The following is a 20448-nucleotide window of genomic DNA, read 5'->3' as shown; positions in this document are numbered from 1 at the left end:
GTTCGCGCATCTTCAGGACGCGGTGAGGGGAGCCGACGCGACCGGCCCCTCCGCCGGCGCGGGCGAACCCGCCGTGGGGAGACCCTTACGGGCCAGCGACACCGCGCACGCGCCGAACGCCACCACCAGCAGGGCGTAGCCGGCGGCCGCCAGCGCGGACGTCCCGGAGGCGTATCCCGCGATCTCCGCAACAGGCGACGCGCACAACGCCACCCCCGCCCACACCGGTACGGCACGGGTGCGGGCGAGCGCGATGCCCAGCAGGATGAACCCGACCGCGTGACCAAGCAGATAGGCCGCGAGCAGGCCGCTGACCAGCCCGTTCGCCTGGTACGCCGAGACCAGGGCGATGCTCCCGGCCTGGTCGGCCTGCAGAGCGGCCTCGTAGTAGAGAGCGTCGGTCGCCACCAGGACGATCGCGCCGAGTGATGTCAGGAACGCCAGCACCGTTCCGGCGGCGGCGAGCCGAGACCTGCCCGCGACCGCCGAGACGTACAGGACGGCGGGGACCACCAGGAGGACGGCCAGGTCCAACCACAACACCAGCCGCATCTCCGGCAGGTGCGCGGCGACCTCGCGGACCTGGTCGGCGGCGCCGGCGTCGCCGCCCAGAACCGGCGTCACCAGATACTGGGCGAGCTGCCCGATCGACCCCACCAGCAAGCAGGCGATCCCCGCCGCGACGCGCCACCTCGACGAAACCACGACGCACTCCCTTCATGAGTCCTCGTGCCGGCGATCAGCCGGCGCAGGAGCATCGTGGCAACGAAGGTGATCCCGGAGACAGAGACCTGTGTCCCGCCCGGCGGGGATTCCGGGCGGGAGCGTTCGTCCGGGGGTCCGATCAGGTGAGCTCCTTCACCGCCCGGAAGGCCTCGTCGACGGCGGCGTGCGTGTAGCCGAAGGCCCCGGCGTCGGAGTTCGCGATGGTGATGTTCCCGAACGGCCGGCGAGCGAGGACGAACGGCTGCTCGGCGACCGGCTTGAAGATCACCGGGTCGGCGATGGAGTTGTACTCGTACGCGTACCCGTGCGACCAGCGGTTCACGGTGATCGCCATGATGTCCCTGGAGGCGCGGAAGCCGCTGGGTCCGAGAGCGCGTTGCATCAGGTCGCGGATCTCGCGTTCGAAGTCGCTGAAGGACGTCTCGAGCAACAGCCGGCGCCCGGCCCTGTGCTGGTCCCGGGTGATCGGCAGGCCGGGTTGGTTCGGCGTCTTGGAGAGCGTGACGACGATCGGCTCGTCCGATTCGCGGGCCGACGCGTATCCGCCCTGGTGGGTGGTCGTGGCGAGGGAGCAGCTGTCCCAGAACGTGCCGTACGGCGTGATCCGCGAGATGCCGGCCCGTTCCCAGGCCCGCCAGTCGCGGAGGGCGACCCTGGCGTAGACCAGTGGCACCTTGACCCCGTAACGCATGGCCTCGACCTGGGCGGACGGGAGCCCGGGGACGATGTAGGAGGCCACGCTGTTCCAGCAGGCCATGACGACGTGCGACCCGCTCACCCGGTACGTCTTGCCGCCGCTGACGTATTCGACGTCGACCGGCCCGCGGGTGCCGCGCCGATGGCGCACGTCGGTGGCCATGGCGTTGAGCCGGATCCGCACGTCGGAGCCGGCCCTGTCGAGCCTGCCGTAGTCGGCCCGGGCCGTGATGACGCTCTCCATCGTCTGGCGTCCGGAGAAGACCCCGGGGACGAGCTGCGACACCAGCAGCCTCGACACCGTGGCGCCGCCGTCGGGGAAGTAGTAGAGCTCCTCGTCGGCCGTGGTGAGGGACATCGCGGGGGTGCGCCCGATGCCGTTGTACGGAGTCGGCTCGAGCGCGAGCCCCCTGAAGCCGGGCAGGCCGGTGCCCCAGCAGTCTCCGGCGGGGACGGCCTCGATGCCGGTGCCCCACAGCCCGTGCGTGCGGCGCTGGTAGAAGACGAGCGCCTCCTCGCCGACGCCCACGTGGTGGCGCAGGTAGTCCGCATAGCTGATCCGGGCGAGGCGCTGCTTCTTCTCCGCGTCGCTGAGACCGGGGAAGTAGTCCTCCGTGGTGTTCTCCACCTTGAGGATGTCCGCGCGCGCGGTCTCCGACAGCGGCAGCCGGGCGATCAGCGTGCTGAGCGGCTCGGTCGCGCCGCGCGTGACCAGGGTGTCGGCGCCGAAGCCCTCCTCCGGGAAGAAGTAGCCGGTGCCGAGCCCCTTCGAGGTGTAGTAGCCGGTGTCGACGCCCTCGGCGAGTTTCGCGAAGTCGATGCCGAGGTCGTCCATGAGGCTCAGTGAGGGGGAGTTCCACGTGTCGGGGCTGTCGAGGTTGACCATGCCGCCGTTGCTCAGCAGCGTGCGGCCCCGGACCTGGAACTCGTTGCGGTGCTGGTGGCCGCCGAAGTCCGCGAGGGCTTCGAGAACCAGGATGCGGGCGCGGGAGCCGAAGGCCTTCCGATAGAAATACGCGGCGGCCAGGCCGCTCACGCCGCCGCCCACGACCACCAGGTCATAGTGTTCGCGCAGGTCACGAGCAGGTCCGGGGTCGGCGCCGCCGAAGGTGACATCGTGGCCGACCGTCCGGGCCGCGTCCGTCTGGCCGACGACGCCGTTGCTGGTCGGCGGATACGGGGAGCCGCCGCCGTGCCCGGTGGACGCGTGCGCGGCGCCGCCCGGCAGCGCCGCGCTCAGCGCGGCGGCGCCGCCGCCCACCAGCATTCCGTTCAGAAGGTCCCGCCGGGTGATTCCCCGCTTCATGCCCAACTCGTCGTCGGTGAACCTGGCCACGTGCACCTCGTCATGTCGTGGTGATCGACGGATGCTGCGGACGCTAGAAGCACATAACGGGCCAGTCAATGAATCTTTCGAGATATCCGGAAATGACGACGAAATCCGTATTTCGAAGCTCTGAGAACGACGGATAACCAGGGTGATGCGTGCCTTGACCATTTCTGAGGTGCAAGGTACGCGCGCGGGCGCGAAGGGTTCGCGAGGGAGGGGTGATTCGGAGGAAGAGGTGGTTCGCGAGGTACGCGCGCGTGCGCGAAGGGTTCGCGAGGAAGCCTAGGGAGCGAAGGGAGCGAAGGGAGCGAAGGGAGCGAAGGGAGCGAAGGGAGCGAAGGGTTCGTGAGGGCTCAGTGCGGCGACCGGACGTCCGGGTTCCGGTACGCGCCGAGGGTGACGCCGATGCCCGCGATCAGCGCGTCGAGCCCCGTCTCGTACCCGTCGTCGAGCGACGGATCCGCCGCGAGCTCGCCCGCGAGGGCCCGCAGCAGGGGCAGTTCCGCCGTCTGTTCGGATGACGGCGCGAAAGCGGGCTGACCCGCTTCGAGTGCGGCGCTCAGCATCAGGTTCTCGGCGGCGAGGAAGATCTGCCAGGCGAGCCCGAGCGGCCAGCCGCATTCGGTCAGGCGCGTGAGCATCGTCTCGTAGCCCCGCAGTGTCGACTGCCTGGTGGCGGCGCCGAGGGCCATCAGGCCGATGGCCCTGGGGTGCCGCGCCATCGCGCTGAGGGCGCCGTCGACGTAGCCGCGCAGAACCCGCTCCCAGTCTCCGGACTCGATGTCGGCCAGCCGGGACTCCACGCCCGTCCAGATCTCCGCCGCGATCCGATCCCTGACCGCCTCGAGCAGGGAGTTCTTGTCGGCGAAGTAGTGGTACAGGGTCGGCCCGCGGACCCCGAGCTCGGCCGCGAGCCTGCGGGTGGACAGCGCCTCGAGCCCCTCCGCGTCGAGCAGGGCGACCGCGGCCTCGACGATCTGGGCGCGTGTCCGCTCCGAGTGATTGGGCCGTGGCATGGGTCTATTATCGCGGCCCTCATTTCTCTATCATCGCTAAAGAAATGAGGTGGATCATGCCCGAACGATCCGACGACGAACTGGGCATGCGGCGCCCGATCAGCCGCCGCGACTTCATCGACGGAGTCGCGGTCGCGGTGGGGGCGGTCGCACTGGGTGGTCTCGGCACAGGCGCCGCCGCGGCCGACACCGGACGGAAGGCGGGGGACGCGTATCCGCCGGCGCTTCAGGGGATGCGGGGCTACACGAACGACTCCATGACCGTGCCGCACAGGCTCCGCGACGGCACGTTCTGGAGGGACGCGGGCGAGCCGCGCCGTACCGGCGAGGAGTACGACCTGGTGGTGGTGGGCGGCGGCATCAGCGGACTGTCGGCGGCCCGTTTCTACCAGCGGGAGTTCGACCGGGACGCCCGCATCCTGATCCTCGACGCGCTCGACGACGTCGGCGGTCACGCGCGCAGGAACGAGTTCCGCGCACACGGGCGATTACTCGTCGGGTACGGCGGCTCGCAGTCGCTGGAGTCCCCTTCGACCTTCAGCCGCGAGGCCCGCTCGCTCATCGAGGACGTCGGGATCGAGGTCAAGCGCTTCAAGAAGTACTTCGACTCCGGCTTCGACGCCAGGCACGGGCTCGGCAGGGCCCTGTACTTCGACAAGGAGTCGTGGGGACGCGACCATTTCGTGGCCTACCGGCCCGGCACGGAGTACGCCGAGATCCTCAGGAACGCGCCCATGGCGGACCGGGCCAAGAGCGACCTGAGCAAGATCTACGACGCGCCCGAAGACTGGATGGCCGGGCTCACCGACAAGGAGAAGAAGGACCGGCTCGCCCGGATCACCTATCGGGAGTACCTGACCGAGCACGTCAGGGCGCACCCGGACGCCGTCAGGTTCCTGCAGACCACGCCCAACGGGAACTGGGGCTACGGCGCGGACGCGGTCGGAGCCCTCGACGCCTCCATCGAGTTCGCCGGCTTCGACGGCCTCGGGCTCGACTGGGACCAGCCGGACCGGCGGCTCGCGCCGACCGGTCAGAAGTTGTGGACCTCGGAGGACGACTACATCTACCACTTCCCCGAGGGCAACGGCGGCGTCGCACGCGCGCTGGTCCGCAAGCTCATTCCCGACGCGCTGCCGGGGCGCGGCATGGAGACCATCACGACCAGCCTGCTGCACTACGACCGGCTCGACCGGAAGGGCAACCGGGTCCGGATCCGCCTCAGCGCGCCGGCCGTCCGCGTCAGGCACGTCGACCACGCCCGGCGGGTCGAGATCGCGTACGTCCAGTCCGGCGACCTGCGCACGGTCCACGCCCGCCATGTGGTGCTGGCCTGCAACAACCAGATGATCCCGTACCTGACCGAGGAGATCTCCGCCGAGCAGCGTGCGGCGCTGCAGTACGCGGGCAAGCTCTCGCTCGTCTACACCAACGTGCAGGTCCGCGACTGGACGGCGTTCGACCGGCTCAAGATCTCCAGCGTCCGGTACCCGACGATGTACTGGGGGAGCGCGGGCCTGGACTTCCCGGTCAGCATGGGCGACTACAGATTCCCGGACGACCCGCGTGAACCGGCGATCCTGCACCTCGCCAAGACGATGTGCAAGCCCGGGTTGCCGCCGCGGGAGCAGGGACAGGCCGGCCGGCGGGAGCTGCTGGCCACGTCGTTCCAGGACATGGAGCGGGCGATCCGCGACCAGCTCGGACGCGCCCTCGGGAACGGCGGCTTCGACCCGGCCCGCGACATCGAGGGCATCACGGTGAACCGCTGGTCCCACGCCTACGCCTACGAATACGGACTGCCCTGGGACACGTTCTGGCCCGACGGCGAACTTCCCAGCCACGTCGCACGCCGCCGGTGGGGCCGCGTCGCGGTGGCGAACTCCGACTCCGCACCCCGGGCGTACGTGGACTCGGCGATCGACATGGCCTACCGCGCCGTCCGCGACCTGGCGGGAAAGCCGAGCGACTCGGTCTCCCGCGGCGTGGACGGCGTCGCACCGTAGCCGGCATCCCAGGCGAGCATGGAGGTCTCTGGTGAGAAAACCGCTTCGTCCGCTTCATCCGCTTCATCCAATGATCGTGTCCCGACGACGCGGCGACACGGTCCGGCGGCGGCTGCTGATCACGGCGTCCGCCGCAGCCGTCGCGCTCAGCTCGACGATCCTGCCGGGCTCGCTCGCCATGGGCGAGTCCGGCCACGGCACGGTGTCCGACACCCCGTTCGGCACGCCGACCGACGACAAACCCGACCCGGGCCGCTCCATCACGGCGGTGCGCGGCGACCGCGCCAGCAACTGGGCCGAGCAGACCGGTTCCGAGGTTCTGGCCCGGCACGGCATGGTGGCGACGAGCCAGCCGCTCGCGGCGCAGGCGGGGCTCGACATTCTCAAGCGCGGCGGGAACGCCGCCGACGCCGCGGTGGCGACGGCGGCGATGCTCGGCGTCGTCGAGCCCTACAGCGCGGGCATCGGCGGAGACATGTTCATGCTCTACTACTCCGCCAAGGACCGTCATCTGTACGGCCTGAACGCGAGCGGGTGGGCACCACGCTCCTGGACCCCGGAGTACTTCAAGAAGCTCGGCTACGACGCCGACACGGGCGTGCCCCTCTACGGAGTCCACAGCATCACCGTCCCAGGGGCGGTCGACGGGTGGGACCAACTGCTCCGGCGCTTCGGGACCATGGACTTCGACCAGGTGCTCAAACCCGCGATCACGACGGCCGAGCAGGGTTACGGACTCACCGAGCGGATCCACCGCGACTGGGAGTACATGGAGGAGGATCTCGCGCAGGATCCCGACTCGGTGAAGACCTTCCTCGTCGACGGCAAGGCGCCCCCGCTGTACAGCAACGTGCGCAACCCGGATCTGGCGAAGGCCTACCGCACCCTCGCGAGCCGGGGGCGGGACGCGTTCTACAAGGGGCCCATCGCGGACGCCATCCTCGCCAAGGTCAACAGACTGGGCGCGAAGTGGGTCCCGTCCGACCTCGCCGATTTCCGTTCGGAGTGGGTCACGCCGATCTCCACGACGTACAAGGGCTACGAGGTCTTCCAGACGCCGCCGAACTCGCAGGGCTTCGCCACCCTCGAAATGCTCAACATCGTCGAGCAGTGCGGCCCGCGCCTGGGCTACGACCTCGCGGCGCTCGGCCCGCGCTCGGCCACGTTCTGGCAGGTTCTCGTCGAGGCGAAGAAGCTGGCCTTCTCCGACCTCGAGGCCCACAACGCGGACCCGCGCTTCGAACGCGTGCCGTTGGACCGGCTGCTCTCCAAGCAGTACGCCGCGTCGTTGTGCGGCAAGATCTCGCTGACGCAGGCGCGGGCACCGGAGATCAAGACCGTCCACCACGGTGACACCGTCTATCTCACGGTCGGCGACCGGTGGGGGAACATGGTGTCGTTCATCTACAGCATCTACGACTACTTCGGGTCGCAGATCACCGTCCCCGGGTACGGCTTCCCGCTGCAGGACAGGGGCAACCTGTTCTCTCTGGACCCCGCGAGCCCCAACGTGGTCGCGCCGCGCAAGAGGCCGTTCCACACGATCATCCCCGCCTTCGTCATGAAGAACGGCAAGCCGTTGCTCGCGTTCGGCACGATGAGCGGCGACGAACAACCGCAGGCCCAGGTCCAGGAGATCGTCAACATGGTCGATCTCGGGATGAACGTGCAGGCCGCCGGGGACGCGGCGCGGTTCCACCACGACCAGGCCACCGACGAGCTCGATCTCGAGTCCGGCCTGTACGACCTGGTCGGGGAACAGCTGGCGGCGTGGGGGCAGAAGCCGGTCCGCGCCAACGGCGACCTCATGGGCGGCTACCAGGCGCTGCTGTTCACTCCGGATCCGGCCGCAAAGCCGCCGCAGGGCGGCGGGATCGACGGCGATCCGCCCGTCAACGGCATGTACCGGGCGGGCTCCGACTTCCGGAAGGACGGGCAGGCCGTCGGCTGGTAGCGCCAGGGAGACGCGACCTACGTCAGCCTCTCGACCACGGTGGCGTTGGCGAGGCCCCCGGCCTCGCACATCGTCTGCAGGCCGTATCGTCCGCCGCCTTCGGCGAGGGCGTGGACGAGGGTGGTCATGAGCCGGGCGCCGCTGGCGCCGAGGGGATGACCGAGGGCGATGGCGCCGCCTCGGACGTTGACGCGTCCGAGGTCGGCGCCCGTCTCCCTGGCCCAGGCCAGCACGACGGAGGCGAAGGCCTCGTTGACCTCGAACAGGTCGATGTCGTCGAGTCCGAGCCCGGCCCGCCGCAGGACCTTGCGGGTGGCGGGGACGACCGCCGTCAGCATGTACAGGGGGTCGTCGCCCGCGACGGCGAAGCTGTGCAGACGCGCCAGCGGGGTGAGCCCGAGTCTCGCGGCGATCTCGCTGGTGGTGATCATCACCGCCGCGCTGCCGTCGTTGATCTGACTCGCGTTGGCGGCGGTGACGTTCCAGGTGATCTGCGGGAACCGCCGGGCGACGTCCTCGTCATAGTAGGCGGGCCTGAGGGCGGCGAGGGTCCGCAGGTCGCTGCCGGTGCGGATGCCCTCGTCGTGGTCGAGCCCGGCCAGGGGTGCGAGTTCACGCTCGAACAGGCCTTTCCCGGTCGCCTCGGCGGCCCTATCGTGCGAGGTGAGGGCGAACTCGTCCATCTCGGTCCGGCTGAGGTTCCATCTCGCGGCGATCAGTTCCGCGGCGACGCCCTGCCCGACCAGGCCGTCGGGGTAGCGCGCGGCGAAGGCCCGGCCGTACGGGTCGGTGGTTCCGGCGAGGTTCGCGCCCATGGGGACGCGGCTCATGGATTCGAGGCCGGCGGCGACGACGATGTCGTACGCGCCCGCGATGACGCCCTGGGCGGCGAAGTGGACGGCCTGCTGGCTGCTGCCGCACTGGCGGTCGACGGTCGTCGCGGGGACGGACTCGGGGAAGCCCGCGGCCAGAGCCGCGCGGCGGGTGACGTTTGCCGCCTGCTCGCCGGACTGCGTGACGACTCCGCCGATGACGTCGTCGACGAGGGCCGGGTCGATCCCGGTTCGGTCGACGATCGCGCGCAGGCTGTGGGCGAGCAGGTCGACGGGGTGGACGCCGTGCAGGCTCCCGGTGGCTCTGCCCCTGCCGATGGGGGTGCGGACCGCTTCGACGATGACGGCGTCTCTCATCGGGACGTCCTTTCCTGAGGTGTGCTCGACTCCTGGTGCGTGTTCGACAGTGGCTGCGCCGGCGCCGGAACGGGCGCTCGGCTGGTGGAGATCCCGAGTGCCGGGACGGCCGACAGGAGGCCGACGGCGGCGACGACCCACCAGGCGGTCCGGAACGCCTCAGGAGATGCGGCGTCCGCGCCCGAGCCGAGGATCGCGACGAAGGCGCTGACGCCGACGACGGTCCCGATCTGCCGGCTCATGTTGATCACACCGCTGCCGGTGGACGCGTGGTGCGGTGACAGCGCCGCCGTGGACGACGCGAGGATGGCCGGGAGCGCCAGGCCGACGCCGACGCCGGCCACCAGCCATCCGGGCAGGACGCCGGTGGCGTAACCGGACGTGGAGCCGGATGTGGAGCCGACGCTTACGAGGATCATGAGGGTGCCCGCGGCCCACAGGAGACCGCCGGCCGCGGCGGGATATGCGGCGGGAACGCGGCCGAGCAGACGCTGCCCGCCGACGGCGAACAGCGGCACCATGAGCGGGCCGGGAGCGATCGCGAGCCCGGCTTCGACGGCGGTGTATCCCCAGACGTCCTGAAGCCAGAAGACCAGGGCGAGCAGCCCCGCGGCGAACGAGGCGCTGAACAGCGCCATCGCGGCGTTCGCCCAGGCGAACGTGCGCACCCGCATCAGCGTCGCGGGGATGAGGGGAGCCGCGCCGCGCCTGCTGTCCCAGGTCAGTCCGGCGACCGCCGCGACGCTCACGAGCAGGCACACGATGGTCGGCGCGGAGCCCCATCCCCAGGAGCCGCCTTCGACCAGCGCGAGCGAGAGCGAACCTGCCCCCACGGCGGCCAGCAGGGCGGCGAGCAGGTTGACGCGCCCGCCCGCCGCGTGGCCGCCGGCGGGGATCGTCCGCGCGGCCACGATGACGAGGACGACGCCGATCGGGGCGTTGATGAGGAAGACCCATCGCCACGACAGCTCCACGAGCAGGCCGCCGATGACGGGCCCGAGTGCCGAGGCGATCGCGCTGGACGCGGCCCACAGACCCACCGACAACGCGCGTCTGCTCGCCGGTGCCGTCCGCACCAGCAGCTCGAGGCTGGCGGGGGTCAGGGCCGCCGCGCCCACGGCCTGCGCGACGCGGGCGGCGATCAGCATCGGGAGGCCGACGGCGGCGGCGGCGACCACGCTCGCCAGCGTGAACAGGGTCAGGCCGAGCAGGAACATCCGTTTGGCGCCGACGGCGTCCGCCCAGCGCCCGAGTGGGATCAGCAACGCGGCGTAGACGATCGAGTAGCCGTTGAGCACCCAGCTCAGATCGCTTAGGGAGCTTCCGGCGAAGTCGCGCCCGATCGCGGGGAAGGCGAGGTTGACGACGAAGACGTCCAGGGCCGCCATGAACGGGGCGCCGCACAACACGGCGATGAGGAGGAGAAGGGGACGCTGACGCTGCCCCACCCTCTGACTTGGTGGTCCCATAGCCAGATGATAACCATCTGACTATGGGATCAGCCAGCCAGGGATAGGATCGGCGTTATGGCGATGACTTTCGAGGGGCTCCTTGCGGACAGATCGCGCTGGCGTACCGACGACTGCTCGATCGGCAAGGCCATGGACGTGATCGGCACGCGGTCGGCCATCCTCCTGATCCGGGAGGCCTACTACGGGACGACGCGGTTCGACGACTTCGTCGAACGGGTCGGCATCACCGACGCCGTGGCCGCCGCGCGTCTCAAGCAGCTCGTCGCCGCGGGCATTCTCGAGAAGCGGCCCTACCAGGAGCCGGGGAAGCGGACCCGTTACGAGTACGTCCTGACTCGGATGGGGGAAGACCTCCTGCCTGCCGTCCTCGCCCTGATGCAGTGGGGCGACACCTACCTCCAGCCCGAGGGCGGGCCGCTCACGGTCGTGGAGCGCGTGACCGGCTCTCCCGTCACGATCCGGCCGCGAGGCCGATCCGGAGACGACCTCGGCCTCGACGACCTCGCCATCGTCTCCAACGACGACTGGGTCGCGGCCCGCCAGGCACAGGCGGCTCAGTAGCGGGTCGTGCTCTCCAGCAGGGGCGGGTAGACGACGCTCTTGCGGCCGTCGACGGTGGCGCCCGAGTACTTGAGCATGGGCGCGACCTGGCGGTTGAGCTCGGCGGGGAAGTTCAGCGTGGGAGCCGACACCTCGTCGAGAAGGGCGGTCTGCTCGTCGGTCAGCCGGATCTCCAGCCCGGCGAGGTTCGCCTCGAGGTGGTCGAGCCGGCGGGGCCCGATGATCGTGGAGCTGACGCCGGGGCGGTTCCGCACCCAGGAGAGAGCGACCGCTGCGGAGCTCGCGCCGACCTCCTCGGCGACGGCGGCGAGCGCGTCGATCACCGTGAACTGGGCCTCGCTGGGCGCCCCGAGCACCGCCGAGCGCCGGGTGCCGGCGGGGATGCCGTTCCCACGGGTGTACGCCCCGGACAGGTAGCCGCTCTTGAGCGGGCTCCAGGGGAGCACGCCCATGCCGGCGTCCTGCGCCAGCGGGATCAGCTCGCCCTCGATCGTGCGCTCCAGCAGGGAGTACTCCATCTGCAGGGCGGTGATCGGCGTCCAGCCGCGCAGCAGGGCCGTCGTGTGCGCCTTCGCGGTGAACCAGGCGGGGGTGTCGGAGAAGCCCACGTACCGGATCTTGCCCGCGGCGACGAGGTCGTCCAGTGTCCGCAGGGTCTCCTCCATGGGCGTCGACCAGTCGTAGTTGTGCAGCCAGTAGAGGTCGATGTAGTCCGTGCGCAGACGGCGGAGCGAATCCTCGATCTGCCCGAGGATCGCCTTGCGGCCCGCGCCGCCGCCGTTGGGGTCGCCCAGGTGCAGATTGCAGAAGAACTTGGTCGCCAGGACGACGCGGTCGCGCAGCCCCGGACGCTGGGCGAAGTAGTCGCCGATGATCTTCTCTGAATGGCCGTTGGTGTAGAAGTTGGCGGTGTCGACGAAGTTCCCGCCCCGATCGAGGTAGGTCTGAAGGATCTTCTCCGACTCCTCGACGCTGCAGCCGAACCCGCCGTCCTCGCCGAAGTTCATCGCCCCGAGGCAGAAGGGGCTGACCTTGAGGCCGGACCGGCCGAGGCTGACGAAGGAATCGAGCGCCATGTGTGTGCTCCTGTGCTCAGGCGTGAAAAGCAGACCCTTCGAGTTAAGCGCCATGACCTGCGAAGACGTTAGATCGATCCTGCCGGTGCCTTGCACGATCCTGGCGAATTCAGCAGGGTCGTGAAGCCCGGTCCCGTCCCCGGTGCTTGAATCGGACGTGTCCCTGGACGAACTGCGTTCCCTGATCGGCCGGCATGCCGGACGGCCCGGCCTCGCCCCCGGCGGCCTGCTGCTGTCGGCGGTCGAGAAGCCGACCCCTCCCACGGCCACCGTCGCCGAGCCCACGCTCGCCGTCGTCGCCCAGGGCGCCAAGCGCCTCACCCTGGGCGACCGGATCCACGACTACGGCGCGGGCCAGTATCTGGTGGTCTCCGTCGGCCTCCCCGTGACCGGCCACCACACCCAGGCGAGCAGGGAACGGCCCTTCCTCGGTTGCGGGCTCACTCTCCGGCCGGCCGTCATCGCGTCCCTGCTGCTGGAAGGCGGGCCCGCCGCGTACGCGCGTGCGGTCGGCCGTGGAGCCGCGACCCCGCGCGGCGTGGTGGTCAGCGACGTCTCGGCCGACCTCCTCGACGCGATGGTGCGGATGGTCAGGCTGCTCGACCGTCCGGCCGACGCGCCGGTGCTGGCGCCGATGATCGAGCGGGAGATCCACTGGCGGTTGGTCACGGGCGAGCAGGGGGCCACGGTCCGTCAGATCGGCCTCGCCGACAGCCGCCTGTCCCACATCGGCCGCGCCGTCCGCTGGATCCGCGACCACCACGCGGAGGCGATCCGCGTGGACGACCTCGCCGGGATGTCGGGAATGAGCGCGTCGGCGTTCCACCGGCACTTCCGCGCGGTCACCGCGATGACGCCCATTCAGTACCAGAAGCGCATCCGCCTGCAGGAGGCGCGCCTACTCCTGCTCAGCACCTCGCAGGACGTGGCCGATGTCGGGTTCGCGGTCGGCTACGACAGCGCGTCGCAGTTCAGCCGCGAATACCGGCGCCTGTTCGGCGTGCCGCCGGGTCAGGACGTCGCACGGTTGCGACGGCAGGCCGAAGTGCTGAGCGCCACCCCGTCCCCGCTCTGACGGGCACGGCGTCCGCGATCAGGTCCCTGCGGGGCCCTGTGGGAACCCGCTGGTGGCGATCCCGTGGGCGGCGAGTTCCGCCACAAGCCGGCCCGGCTCGTCGGGTGTGACCACCGGGACGATCCTGCGGCCCAGATCGATGACGAGCGCGGCCCTCTTCCCGGGCCGGCGGGCGTCGAGGTTGAACCAGTGCACAAAGTCGCCGGAACCCCAGATCCGCAGGCTTCCGTGGGGGAGCGGCCTCCAGTCCACCCCCCGGATGCCGGAGAGCGGGATCCGCTTGGCCGACCCGAGCGGGAAGTAGTACCTCTGGATGATCAGCTCTGCATCAGTACAGGTCACAAGGCCGTCGTCGTACACAGCAGGATGATAGGACGCCCATGCTGAAGGGCGGCGACCCGGATGGTGCACCGGTCATGGACGTTCGTCGGGTTGGTTGATCACGCGGCCCGGGTTTCGGAGCGTTCCGCTGAACGCCCGATCCCGCTGCCGGCAGGTTCAGCCGACAGCGGTACGGGAAGCCGGGTCGGCGATGGATACGGATGCCGTGTCGACCGGCACCGCCGGAACGCGCAACAGGCGGGCGGCCCAGCCGGGCAACCACCAGTTCCAGCGGCCGAACAGCGATACCGTGGCCGGCACCAGCAGGCTGCGGACCACTGTCGCGTCGAGCAGAATGCCCGCGCCCAGTCCGGTCGCCAGGATTTTGATGTCGGTGTCCGGCGCCGTGGCCAGCGATACAAAGGCAAGAAACAGGATCAGCGCGGCGCTGGTGACCAGCCGTCCGGTGCGGCCGAGGCCTTCGACGATCGCTGTGCGGGTGTCCCCGGTGCGGTCGTACTCCTCCCGCGTCCGGGCGAGGATGAACACTTCGTAGTCCATGGACAGCCCATAGAGGAATGCGAAGCCCATCAGCGGTACCCAGAAGGTGATCGCGCCGGTGGCCGGTACCCCCCAGATGGCCTGTGAGCCGTGGCCGTTCTGCCATACGAGGACCAGCACTCCATAGCTGGCGGCCAGGGACAGCAGGTTGAGCACGACCGCCTTGAGCGCCAGCAACACTGAGCGGAACGCCCGGGTCAGCAGGACGAAGGTGATCAGTCCGATGAGTGCGAGCAGCAGCGGGAACGGTCCGTAGAGCACCTGTTCGGCGTCCTCCTCCAATACGCCCAGCCCGCCCACTTGCGCGCCCGGCACACCGTGCAGCACATCGCGTACCCGAGTGATGGTGGCCTTACCGGCGTCGCTGCTCGCCTCGTCGCCCGGCAGCACGACCAGCAGCCGCGTCGCGGCCTGGTGCCACGCGGGGTCCGATGGCGCGACCGCCGCGTAGGTGCCGGGCAGGCCGTCCAACGTCGACGGTGGCTGCGTGCCGGCGGGGATGAGCACTTCGATGGGGGTCAGCACGCCGCTGGGTATTCCGGCCCGGGTCAGGTCGGCCAGTCCTGCCGCGGCGGCCGGCCGGGCCGAGCGAGCAAGCGCTTCGCTCTGGGCGTCGCCGAGCTTGATGTCCGAACCTGCGACGGCCAGGCCGCCGAGGATCAGCAGCGCGCCGGCGGCGGCGAGCCAGCGGGCGCGGACGACACCACCGGCCCAAGCCCGCCAGGCGCGGCTGGCCGACTCCTCCCGGCGTACCCGGGGCCAGTCCACTCGGTGCCCGACAGTGGCCAGCAGCACCGGCAGCAGGGTGAGGGTGACCAGCACGCTGACCAGGGGGACGAGCATCCCGCCATATCCGACGCTGCGCATGAAAGGTACGGGTAGAACCACCAGCGCGATCAGCCCGATGGCCACGGTCACCCCGCTGAACAGCACGGCCCGCCCGGCACTGGCCATGGCGCGGTGTACCGCCTCGTCGCCGGAGTAGCCGTGGGTCCGCTCCTCGCGCCATCGGGTGACCAGCAACAGCGAGTAGTCGATGGCCACACCCAGGCCGATCAGTGCGACCAGAAACTGGACGATGAAGCTCACGTCGGAGACCTGGGTCAGCCCGAGCACGATGAGGAACGTGGTGAGGATCGACACGGCCGCCACCAGCAGCGGCACCAGGGCCAGCAACGAGCCGAAGACGAAGGCCAGCACGATGAGTGCACCGAGCCCGCCGATCAGAGTCTCGGTCAGAACGCTGCTGCCCGAGCCGGTGTCATCCACAGTGGACAGCTCGCTGATTCCGGTCACGCGCACCGTCGCGCCCGCCGGAAGGACGCTCGACATCGCCCGGGTGATCTGCCCCCCGTAGTCGGGTGCGGACGCGCCGCGGGCGGGCGGGGTGAAGACCAGTCCGAAGACGGTCCGCCCGTCGGCGCCGACGAACCGGTGGTCGCCGGTGGAGGGATAGGACACCACCCGCATCCGCATGGTGACGGCCACCGCGTTGAACGCCTGTTTGACCGCTGGGTCGTCGGCGGTGGTTCCGCTGGGGAGGACGACCACGGGAACCAGCGGGTATGTGCCGGCTCCGGTGCCGTACGCGGTCAGGATCGCGTGGTTGGCCCTGTCGCCGGCCGCGTTCGGGAAGGAGAAGTCGTGGGACAGGTGGCCTGACAGCTGGCCGGAGGCCGCGCCACCGGCAAGGAAGAGCACGAGCCAGGACAGTGTCACCGCGAGCTTGTGCCGCAGTACGAAGCGAGAGAAGCGGATGATGGCCGGGCTGCGGGCTTCGGTGCCGGTGTTCATGCTCGCACCGCCGCGTGGTGGTGGCCTCCGTATCCGTTCCAGGCTTCGGCCTGATGGGTGTTGACGATGGGCGGCATCGCGTCTCCTGTGTTGATGACATTGCTGGATAGGGCGTCGATGGATGGCATGGTGGGAGCCGTCTCGTCTGTGCGGATACCAGGTCCGGGCCGGCGTGCAGACGTCGGTCAGTCGCCGATCGCGATCGCGGCATTGATCGGGCCTTGGTCGGCCAGGCAACGCAGGACGCAGTCGGCGAGATCGGCACGCGAGATGCGCATTCCGCCGCGCACGTTGCGGTCGACGGCGCTGCGATAGGCAGCGGTACGGGGCCCGTTGGTGAGCATCGGCGGACGTACGATCGTCCACTCCAGATCACTGGCGCGGACGACATCCTCCATCCGGCGCTTGTCGGCGATGGTGTGCTTGAGTAGGTTGCCCAGCATCGGTTTGAGGATCAGGCGGGTCAGTGGTCCGTCGCCGTCGGTGGTGAGGGTGCCTGCGCTGATCACGACGAGTCGTCGCACGCCTTCGGCGTGCATGGCCTGGGTGATGCTGGTCATGCTGTCGGTGCAGACGGTGGTCGGTGCCCGCCCGTCGCGGGAGCCGAGCGCTGACACCACGGCGTCACGCCCGTTGACGGCCGGGCCGATCGCGGCGGGGTCCATCACGTCGGCCTGCAGCACCGTCAGGCGGGGATGCGACTCGGTGAGCCGGGCCGGGTCCCTCACCACCGCGGTGACCTCGTGGCCCGCGTCGCAGGCCTGCCGGATTACCTGACCGCCGGTGCCTCCGGTCGCCCCGAAGAGCGTGATCTTCATAACGCGCCCTCTTCCAAGGTTGGTGCTGTGATCGCGGCACGTCAGCTCAGGTTGCCCAGGTGGTGCCGAAGCGCCCATCACGTCGTATCGACTTGCGGGAACGGCACCGGCCGACGCTCCAACTGCGCGGTCCGTGCCATGGTCACGATGTCGGCCGCAAGCGGTTGCGGTCGTCAGTCCGGGGATGTCATTGCCGCTACTGTGGGGGGCGCGCAGGCAGGCGGATTACTACATCCAGGGATGTAGTAATGAGCTACGTCTCCCTCCCGACGTGCCGCTCAGCGTGATCGTCGCCGGCCCGGGCATGTGCGAAGAAGGTCGGCAGGGGGAAACCGGCGGGCGCCGGCATGGGCGCACCGCGCCCGCGACCGCGCGCAACTCATCGTCTTCGCCTACGAGTCCGGCCTCGTCACTCCAGCGATCACGCCGCCTCCGCAGTAGTGCCGAAGGAACACCATCACCCCGGCCCGGCCGGGGCAGCACGCTCGCCGGCCTCGTCCACAACACCGTCCTGCCCGCGTGCGCGCCGTGGCGGCGGTGTGCAGTGAGAACGGGCCCGCGCGTTCGGCGGCTATAGATTCACGGTGGGCACGGTCGAACCGGGCGCGCTGAGGGCTGCGAGCAGCGTCGCCGCGATGATCCGCGCCGCATCGCCGGTGTCCACCTTGCCCGCGGCGCTGTCTTCGGCTGCGGCGTGCATCAGGCTGAACACGGCTGTGACGAGCCACTCCTCGGGGAGGTCGTCGCGGAAGACGCCGGCGCGTCGCCCGCGATCGATGATCGTGTGGACGCGCCGCAGGATCCGGTCGTGGACCGCGCGGATCCGTTCCGGGGGAAGTTCGCGCTGGGCGGCCTGAAGCACGGACCGGAACTGGTGGACGATCCGCCATGAGGCGCCGACGAGTCGGGTCAGCGCCTGGCGTGGGTCACCGGCTGTGTCGGTCGCGTCGAGAGTGGCGTCGGCCTGCTCCACGGTGCGCGTCAGCACAGCGTCGACGAGGTCTGCGCGGGTGCTGAAGTGCCCGTAGAGCGTGACCCGGCCGACACCGGCTGCCCTGGCGATGTCGGCGACGCTGGCGTCGGCGTCGCGGGAGAGAAGCAGCACGGCCGCGTCCAGGATGGACGCGATGTTGCGCCGGGCGTCGGCCCGCCGCTCTATGAGCGGCGCCGCTGCGCGCTGCGCGGACCTGGGCCTGCCGCCGGCGCCGTGCGGTGTGGCTGCCATCCCTACTCCTGTGAGCTGAAGGTCGCCGAGCAACTCGAACAGTCTAGTTCATGTTGTCCTCGCGACACCCGCCCTCTCGTCCCGTGGACGGCGGCGTGGAAGGAGTGCGAGAAATGCCCGGCCCCTCCCGGTGGCCGCGTACTGCTTCGCCATGACCTGAGGTAAATGGAACAACGGTGTACGAGTTAATGCTAGCGTTTAACCCGAACAGAGATGTTCAAGTTAGCCCTGCAGAGGCCGATCGCGCATGCGGCGGCCGTTGATACAGAGGAGGGAGCAGGCCATGGCGGCTACGTCACCGTTGTCGGCCTCCAACGACCAGGACCACACCGAATCGCCTGACGTGCGGCGGTGGTGGCTGCTGGGGCTGTTGAGCGTCGCGCAGTTCATGCTCGTTCTCGACGTGACCGTCGTGAACGTGGCGCTGCCCGACATCGGCGTCGAATTGGCGCTGCACCGGGGGGTCATGCCGTGGGTGCTGACGACGTACACGTTGGTCTTCGGCGGTCTCATGCTGCTCGGCGGCCGCGCTACCGACATGTTCGGTGCTCGCCGGGTGCTCCTCAGCGGTCTGGCGATCTTCGTTGTCGCGTCGTTGGTCAGCGGACTCGCGGCCGACGCGGCGATACTGCTGGCCGGTCGTGCGGCGCAGGGCATCGGCGCGGCGTTGATGTCACCGGCAGCGCTGTCGATGGTCACCACGACCTTTGCCGGCAAGGACCGGGCAAGGGCGCTGGGCATATGGGCGGCGATCGGCGGTGCCGGTTCAGCCTTGGGCGTGATTCTCGGCGGTCTGCTGACGTCTGGCCCGGGCTGGCGGTGGGTGTTCTTCATCAACGTACCGGCCGGGCTGATCGTCCTGGCGCTGACGCCCCTGGTGATTCCCGCCAGGTGGAGACGCCGGTCCGGACCTGTCCAGGTGGATGCGGCCGGCGCGCTCTCGGTCACCCTCGCCACCGGCGCCGCCATATACGGGCTGGTCAACGTCGGCGGACACGGTTGGCTCGCGGTGTCGACGCTTGTGCCGTTGGCCGTGGCGGTTCTGCTGTACGGGGTGTTCGTGCTGGTCGAGCGCGTGGCCTTCGCACCGCTGATGCCGTTGCGGGTGCTGACCGGTCGTCCGGTGGTGGCCGGGGTGATGCTGATGCTGGTCGCCACCGGCCTGTTGGTCGGCGCGTTCTACCTCGGGTCGTTCTATCTCCAGCGTCTTCACGGCTACAGCGCCGCGGAGACCGGTCTGGCCTTCCTGCCGATCGCGCTCGGCACGATCATCGGGGCCCATGGCGGCAGCCAGGCCGTCACGAAGCTCGACGGGCGCGTGCTCGCCGCCGGCTCGTTGGCAGTCGCCGCGCTCGGTTCCGGGCTGGCGGCCGCTGCGGGCAGCCCGCTCGGTCTGGTCGCCGGTCTCAGCGTGGCGTCGATCGGTGTCGGCGCCGCGCTGGTCACGGCGGTCACCGCGGCGCTGAGCGGGGTCGCCCCCGACGAGGCGGGCACGCGCTCGGGAATCGTGAACACCTTCCACGAACTCGGCGGCGCACTCGGGGTCGCCGTCCTGTCCAGCGTCGCCGTCGGCGGCGTGACCGGCGACATCAGCACGTCCGGCGTCACTCATGCCTTCACGGTCAGTGCTGTCGCGGCCGTGGCCGCCGCCGTGCTGGCCGCAATCATCGTGCCCGCAGGAGTCGCACCCGCCGGTGCGATTCCGCACACCCACTAGTGCCACGCGTCAGCAGCGCACCGCATACCTGACCGCCCACGCCCATGAGCGGTGTGCGTGAAGACGGAGCCCACCTGCACGCAGGCGAATCGACGGCACACCGGTCCGAACGAACAGATGAGGAGAACAACGATGACTGTCCACCGCTCGGCGCAAGGTGCCGCTGGGACGACGACGCCCCGCGGCCGCCTTCGTCAAGGCGATGCCGAGGACGACACTCGGCATGTACGGACGATGGTGAAGCTGACCGCGATGATCGGGGGGCCGCTGTTCCTGCTCACCGTCATACTGCACCCGGCGCGCGACGGGCACGCCATTGCGGCGCACGCCGAGTGGTACGCGTTCACGCATTCCATGGAGGCGATCAGCCTGCTGGTGCAGGCGACCTGCCTGGCCGGTGTCCTGGCTCTGGGCATGCGCGGGTTCGGCCGGCGAGGACTTGTGGCGCTGTACACCGCTCTGGTCGGCACCATGTTCTGGTTCGGTCTCATCGTCTTCGACGGCGGCCACAACCCGGTGGCGGCCAAGTACGCGCCCGACATCGTGCACACGTCCGCGGATCTCGACATCGAGGGCGGCATCATCGTGGTGGCGGCCAACGTCCTCTTCCCTCTGGGGTACGTGCTGCTCGCCCTTCTGCTCAACCGGTACGGGCGGCGGTGGACCGGTCTGCTGCTGGGATTCGGAGGCGTGGTCTACGCGCTCGGTGGCACTGCGGCGCTGTTCGGCTTCGGGCCGCATTCGATGATCACATCGCTCTTCGAGATCGTCGGTGCCGCACCGTACGCGCTCGGATACGTCCTGCTCGGCGGCATCTTCGGGCGGACCCAGCACATGTCCGGCCTACCGCACGGTGACGACGCCGCTGTCCGACCGCTCATATCTGACCCTGAAGGATGAAACGCCCACA

Annotated in this window: 16 protein-coding genes; 6 read left to right on the top strand and 10 right to left on the bottom strand. The window is 69.9% G+C overall.

All coding sequences use genetic code 11. The features are described 5' to 3' along the window. Window positions 1-12: 12 nt before the first annotated feature. The 3 genes from Pph01_RS07610 to Pph01_RS07600 all read right to left on the bottom strand — a co-directional run bounded on the left by Pph01_RS07610 (window position 13) and on the right by Pph01_RS07600 (window position 3768). Window positions 13-705 (bottom strand): hypothetical protein, encoded by a 693-nt coding sequence (locus Pph01_RS07610; RefSeq protein WP_204072240.1) that lies wholly within the window; start codon window positions 703-705, stop codon window positions 13-15. A 139-nt stretch (window positions 706-844) separates the two neighbouring features. Next, on the bottom strand, window positions 845-2758 hold the full coding sequence (locus Pph01_RS07605) for an NAD(P)-binding protein (RefSeq protein ID WP_204072239.1): 1914 nt from the start codon (window positions 2756-2758) through the stop codon (window positions 845-847). Between the two features lie 347 nt (window positions 2759-3105). Then, the gene (locus Pph01_RS07600) at window positions 3106-3768 is read right to left on the bottom strand and encodes a TetR/AcrR family transcriptional regulator (RefSeq protein ID WP_204072238.1); all 663 of its coding nucleotides are present in this window, start codon (window positions 3766-3768) and stop codon (window positions 3106-3108) included. A 56-nt stretch (window positions 3769-3824) separates the two neighbouring features. On the opposite strand from Pph01_RS07600, the gene Pph01_RS07595 reads away from it, so the two are divergent. Together Pph01_RS07595 and ggt are read left to right on the top strand one after the other, a co-directional pair. Continuing rightward, window positions 3825-5774, top strand: coding sequence for an NAD(P)-binding protein (locus Pph01_RS07595; protein WP_204072237.1), 1950 nt, complete (start codon window positions 3825-3827; stop codon window positions 5772-5774). A gap of 76 nt (window positions 5775-5850) precedes the next feature. Then, window positions 5851-7728 (top strand): gamma-glutamyltransferase, encoded by a 1878-nt coding sequence (gene ggt / locus Pph01_RS07590; RefSeq protein WP_204072236.1) that lies wholly within the window; start codon window positions 5851-5853, stop codon window positions 7726-7728. A gap of 17 nt (window positions 7729-7745) precedes the next feature. On the opposite strand, the gene Pph01_RS07585 is transcribed toward ggt, so the two are convergent. Together Pph01_RS07585 and Pph01_RS07580 are read right to left on the bottom strand one after the other, a co-directional pair. After that, window positions 7746-8918 carry an acetyl-CoA C-acyltransferase gene (locus Pph01_RS07585; protein WP_204072235.1) on the bottom strand — a complete coding sequence of 391 codons (1173 nt, stop codon included), beginning with the start codon at window positions 8916-8918 and terminating at the stop codon, window positions 7746-7748. Then, window positions 8915-10387, bottom strand: a complete 1473-nt coding sequence (locus Pph01_RS07580) for an MFS transporter (protein WP_204072234.1) — start codon at window positions 10385-10387, stop codon at window positions 8915-8917. The genes Pph01_RS07585 and Pph01_RS07580 overlap by 4 nt, the downstream gene beginning before the upstream one ends. 57 nt (window positions 10388-10444) lie before the next feature. On the opposite strand from Pph01_RS07580, the gene Pph01_RS07575 reads away from it, so the two are divergent. Beyond that, window positions 10445-10951 (top strand): winged helix-turn-helix transcriptional regulator, encoded by a 507-nt coding sequence (locus Pph01_RS07575; RefSeq protein WP_204072233.1) that lies wholly within the window; start codon window positions 10445-10447, stop codon window positions 10949-10951. Here the strand turns inward: Pph01_RS07575 and Pph01_RS07570 are convergent. Next, window positions 10945-12027 carry an aldo/keto reductase gene (locus tag Pph01_RS07570; protein WP_204072232.1) on the bottom strand — a complete coding sequence of 361 codons (1083 nt, stop codon included), beginning with the start codon at window positions 12025-12027 and terminating at the stop codon, window positions 10945-10947. The two genes, Pph01_RS07575 and Pph01_RS07570, sit on opposite strands and share 7 nt — an antisense overlap. Window positions 12028-12184: 157 nt before the next feature. Between Pph01_RS07570 and Pph01_RS07565 the strand changes: the two genes are divergently transcribed. Next, window positions 12185-13102: an AraC family transcriptional regulator gene (locus Pph01_RS07565; protein ID WP_204072231.1), complete on the top strand. Its 918-nt coding sequence runs from the start codon at window positions 12185-12187 to the stop codon at window positions 13100-13102. An 18-nt stretch (window positions 13103-13120) separates the two neighbouring features. Here the strand turns inward: Pph01_RS07565 and Pph01_RS07560 are convergent, their stop codons facing one another. The 4 genes from Pph01_RS07560 to Pph01_RS07545 all read right to left on the bottom strand — a co-directional run bounded on the left by Pph01_RS07560 (window position 13121) and on the right by Pph01_RS07545 (window position 17821). After that, on the bottom strand, window positions 13121-13462 hold the full coding sequence (locus tag Pph01_RS07560) for a hypothetical protein (RefSeq protein ID WP_204072230.1): 342 nt from the start codon (window positions 13460-13462) through the stop codon (window positions 13121-13123). A gap of 138 nt (window positions 13463-13600) precedes the next feature. Continuing rightward, the gene (locus Pph01_RS07555) at window positions 13601-15778 is read right to left on the bottom strand and encodes an MMPL family transporter (RefSeq protein ID WP_204072229.1); all 2178 of its coding nucleotides are present in this window, start codon (window positions 15776-15778) and stop codon (window positions 13601-13603) included. Window positions 15779-15963: 185 nt separating this feature from the next. Next, on the bottom strand, window positions 15964-16596 hold the full coding sequence (locus Pph01_RS07550) for an NAD(P)-dependent oxidoreductase (RefSeq protein ID WP_204072228.1): 633 nt from the start codon (window positions 16594-16596) through the stop codon (window positions 15964-15966). Between the two features lie 571 nt (window positions 16597-17167). Beyond that, window positions 17168-17821, bottom strand: coding sequence for a TetR/AcrR family transcriptional regulator (locus Pph01_RS07545; RefSeq protein ID WP_204072227.1), 654 nt, complete (start codon window positions 17819-17821; stop codon window positions 17168-17170). 283 nt (window positions 17822-18104) lie between these two features. On the opposite strand from Pph01_RS07545, the gene Pph01_RS07540 reads away from it, so the two are divergent. Together Pph01_RS07540 and Pph01_RS07535 are read left to right on the top strand one after the other, a co-directional pair. After that, window positions 18105-19538 carry an MFS transporter gene (locus Pph01_RS07540; protein WP_204072226.1) on the top strand — a complete coding sequence of 478 codons (1434 nt, stop codon included), beginning with the start codon at window positions 18105-18107 and terminating at the stop codon, window positions 19536-19538. Between the two features lie 234 nt (window positions 19539-19772). Beyond that, on the top strand, window positions 19773-20438 hold the full coding sequence (locus Pph01_RS07535; RefSeq protein ID WP_204072225.1) for a hypothetical protein: 666 nt from the start codon (window positions 19773-19775) through the stop codon (window positions 20436-20438). The last annotated feature ends 10 nt before the right edge of the window (window positions 20439-20448 follow it).

Source organism: Planotetraspora phitsanulokensis, from assembly GCF_016863295.1.
Classification (GTDB): domain Bacteria; phylum Actinomycetota; class Actinomycetes; order Streptosporangiales; family Streptosporangiaceae; genus Planotetraspora; species Planotetraspora phitsanulokensis.
This window is presented reverse-complemented; position numbering and strand designations above follow the sequence as displayed.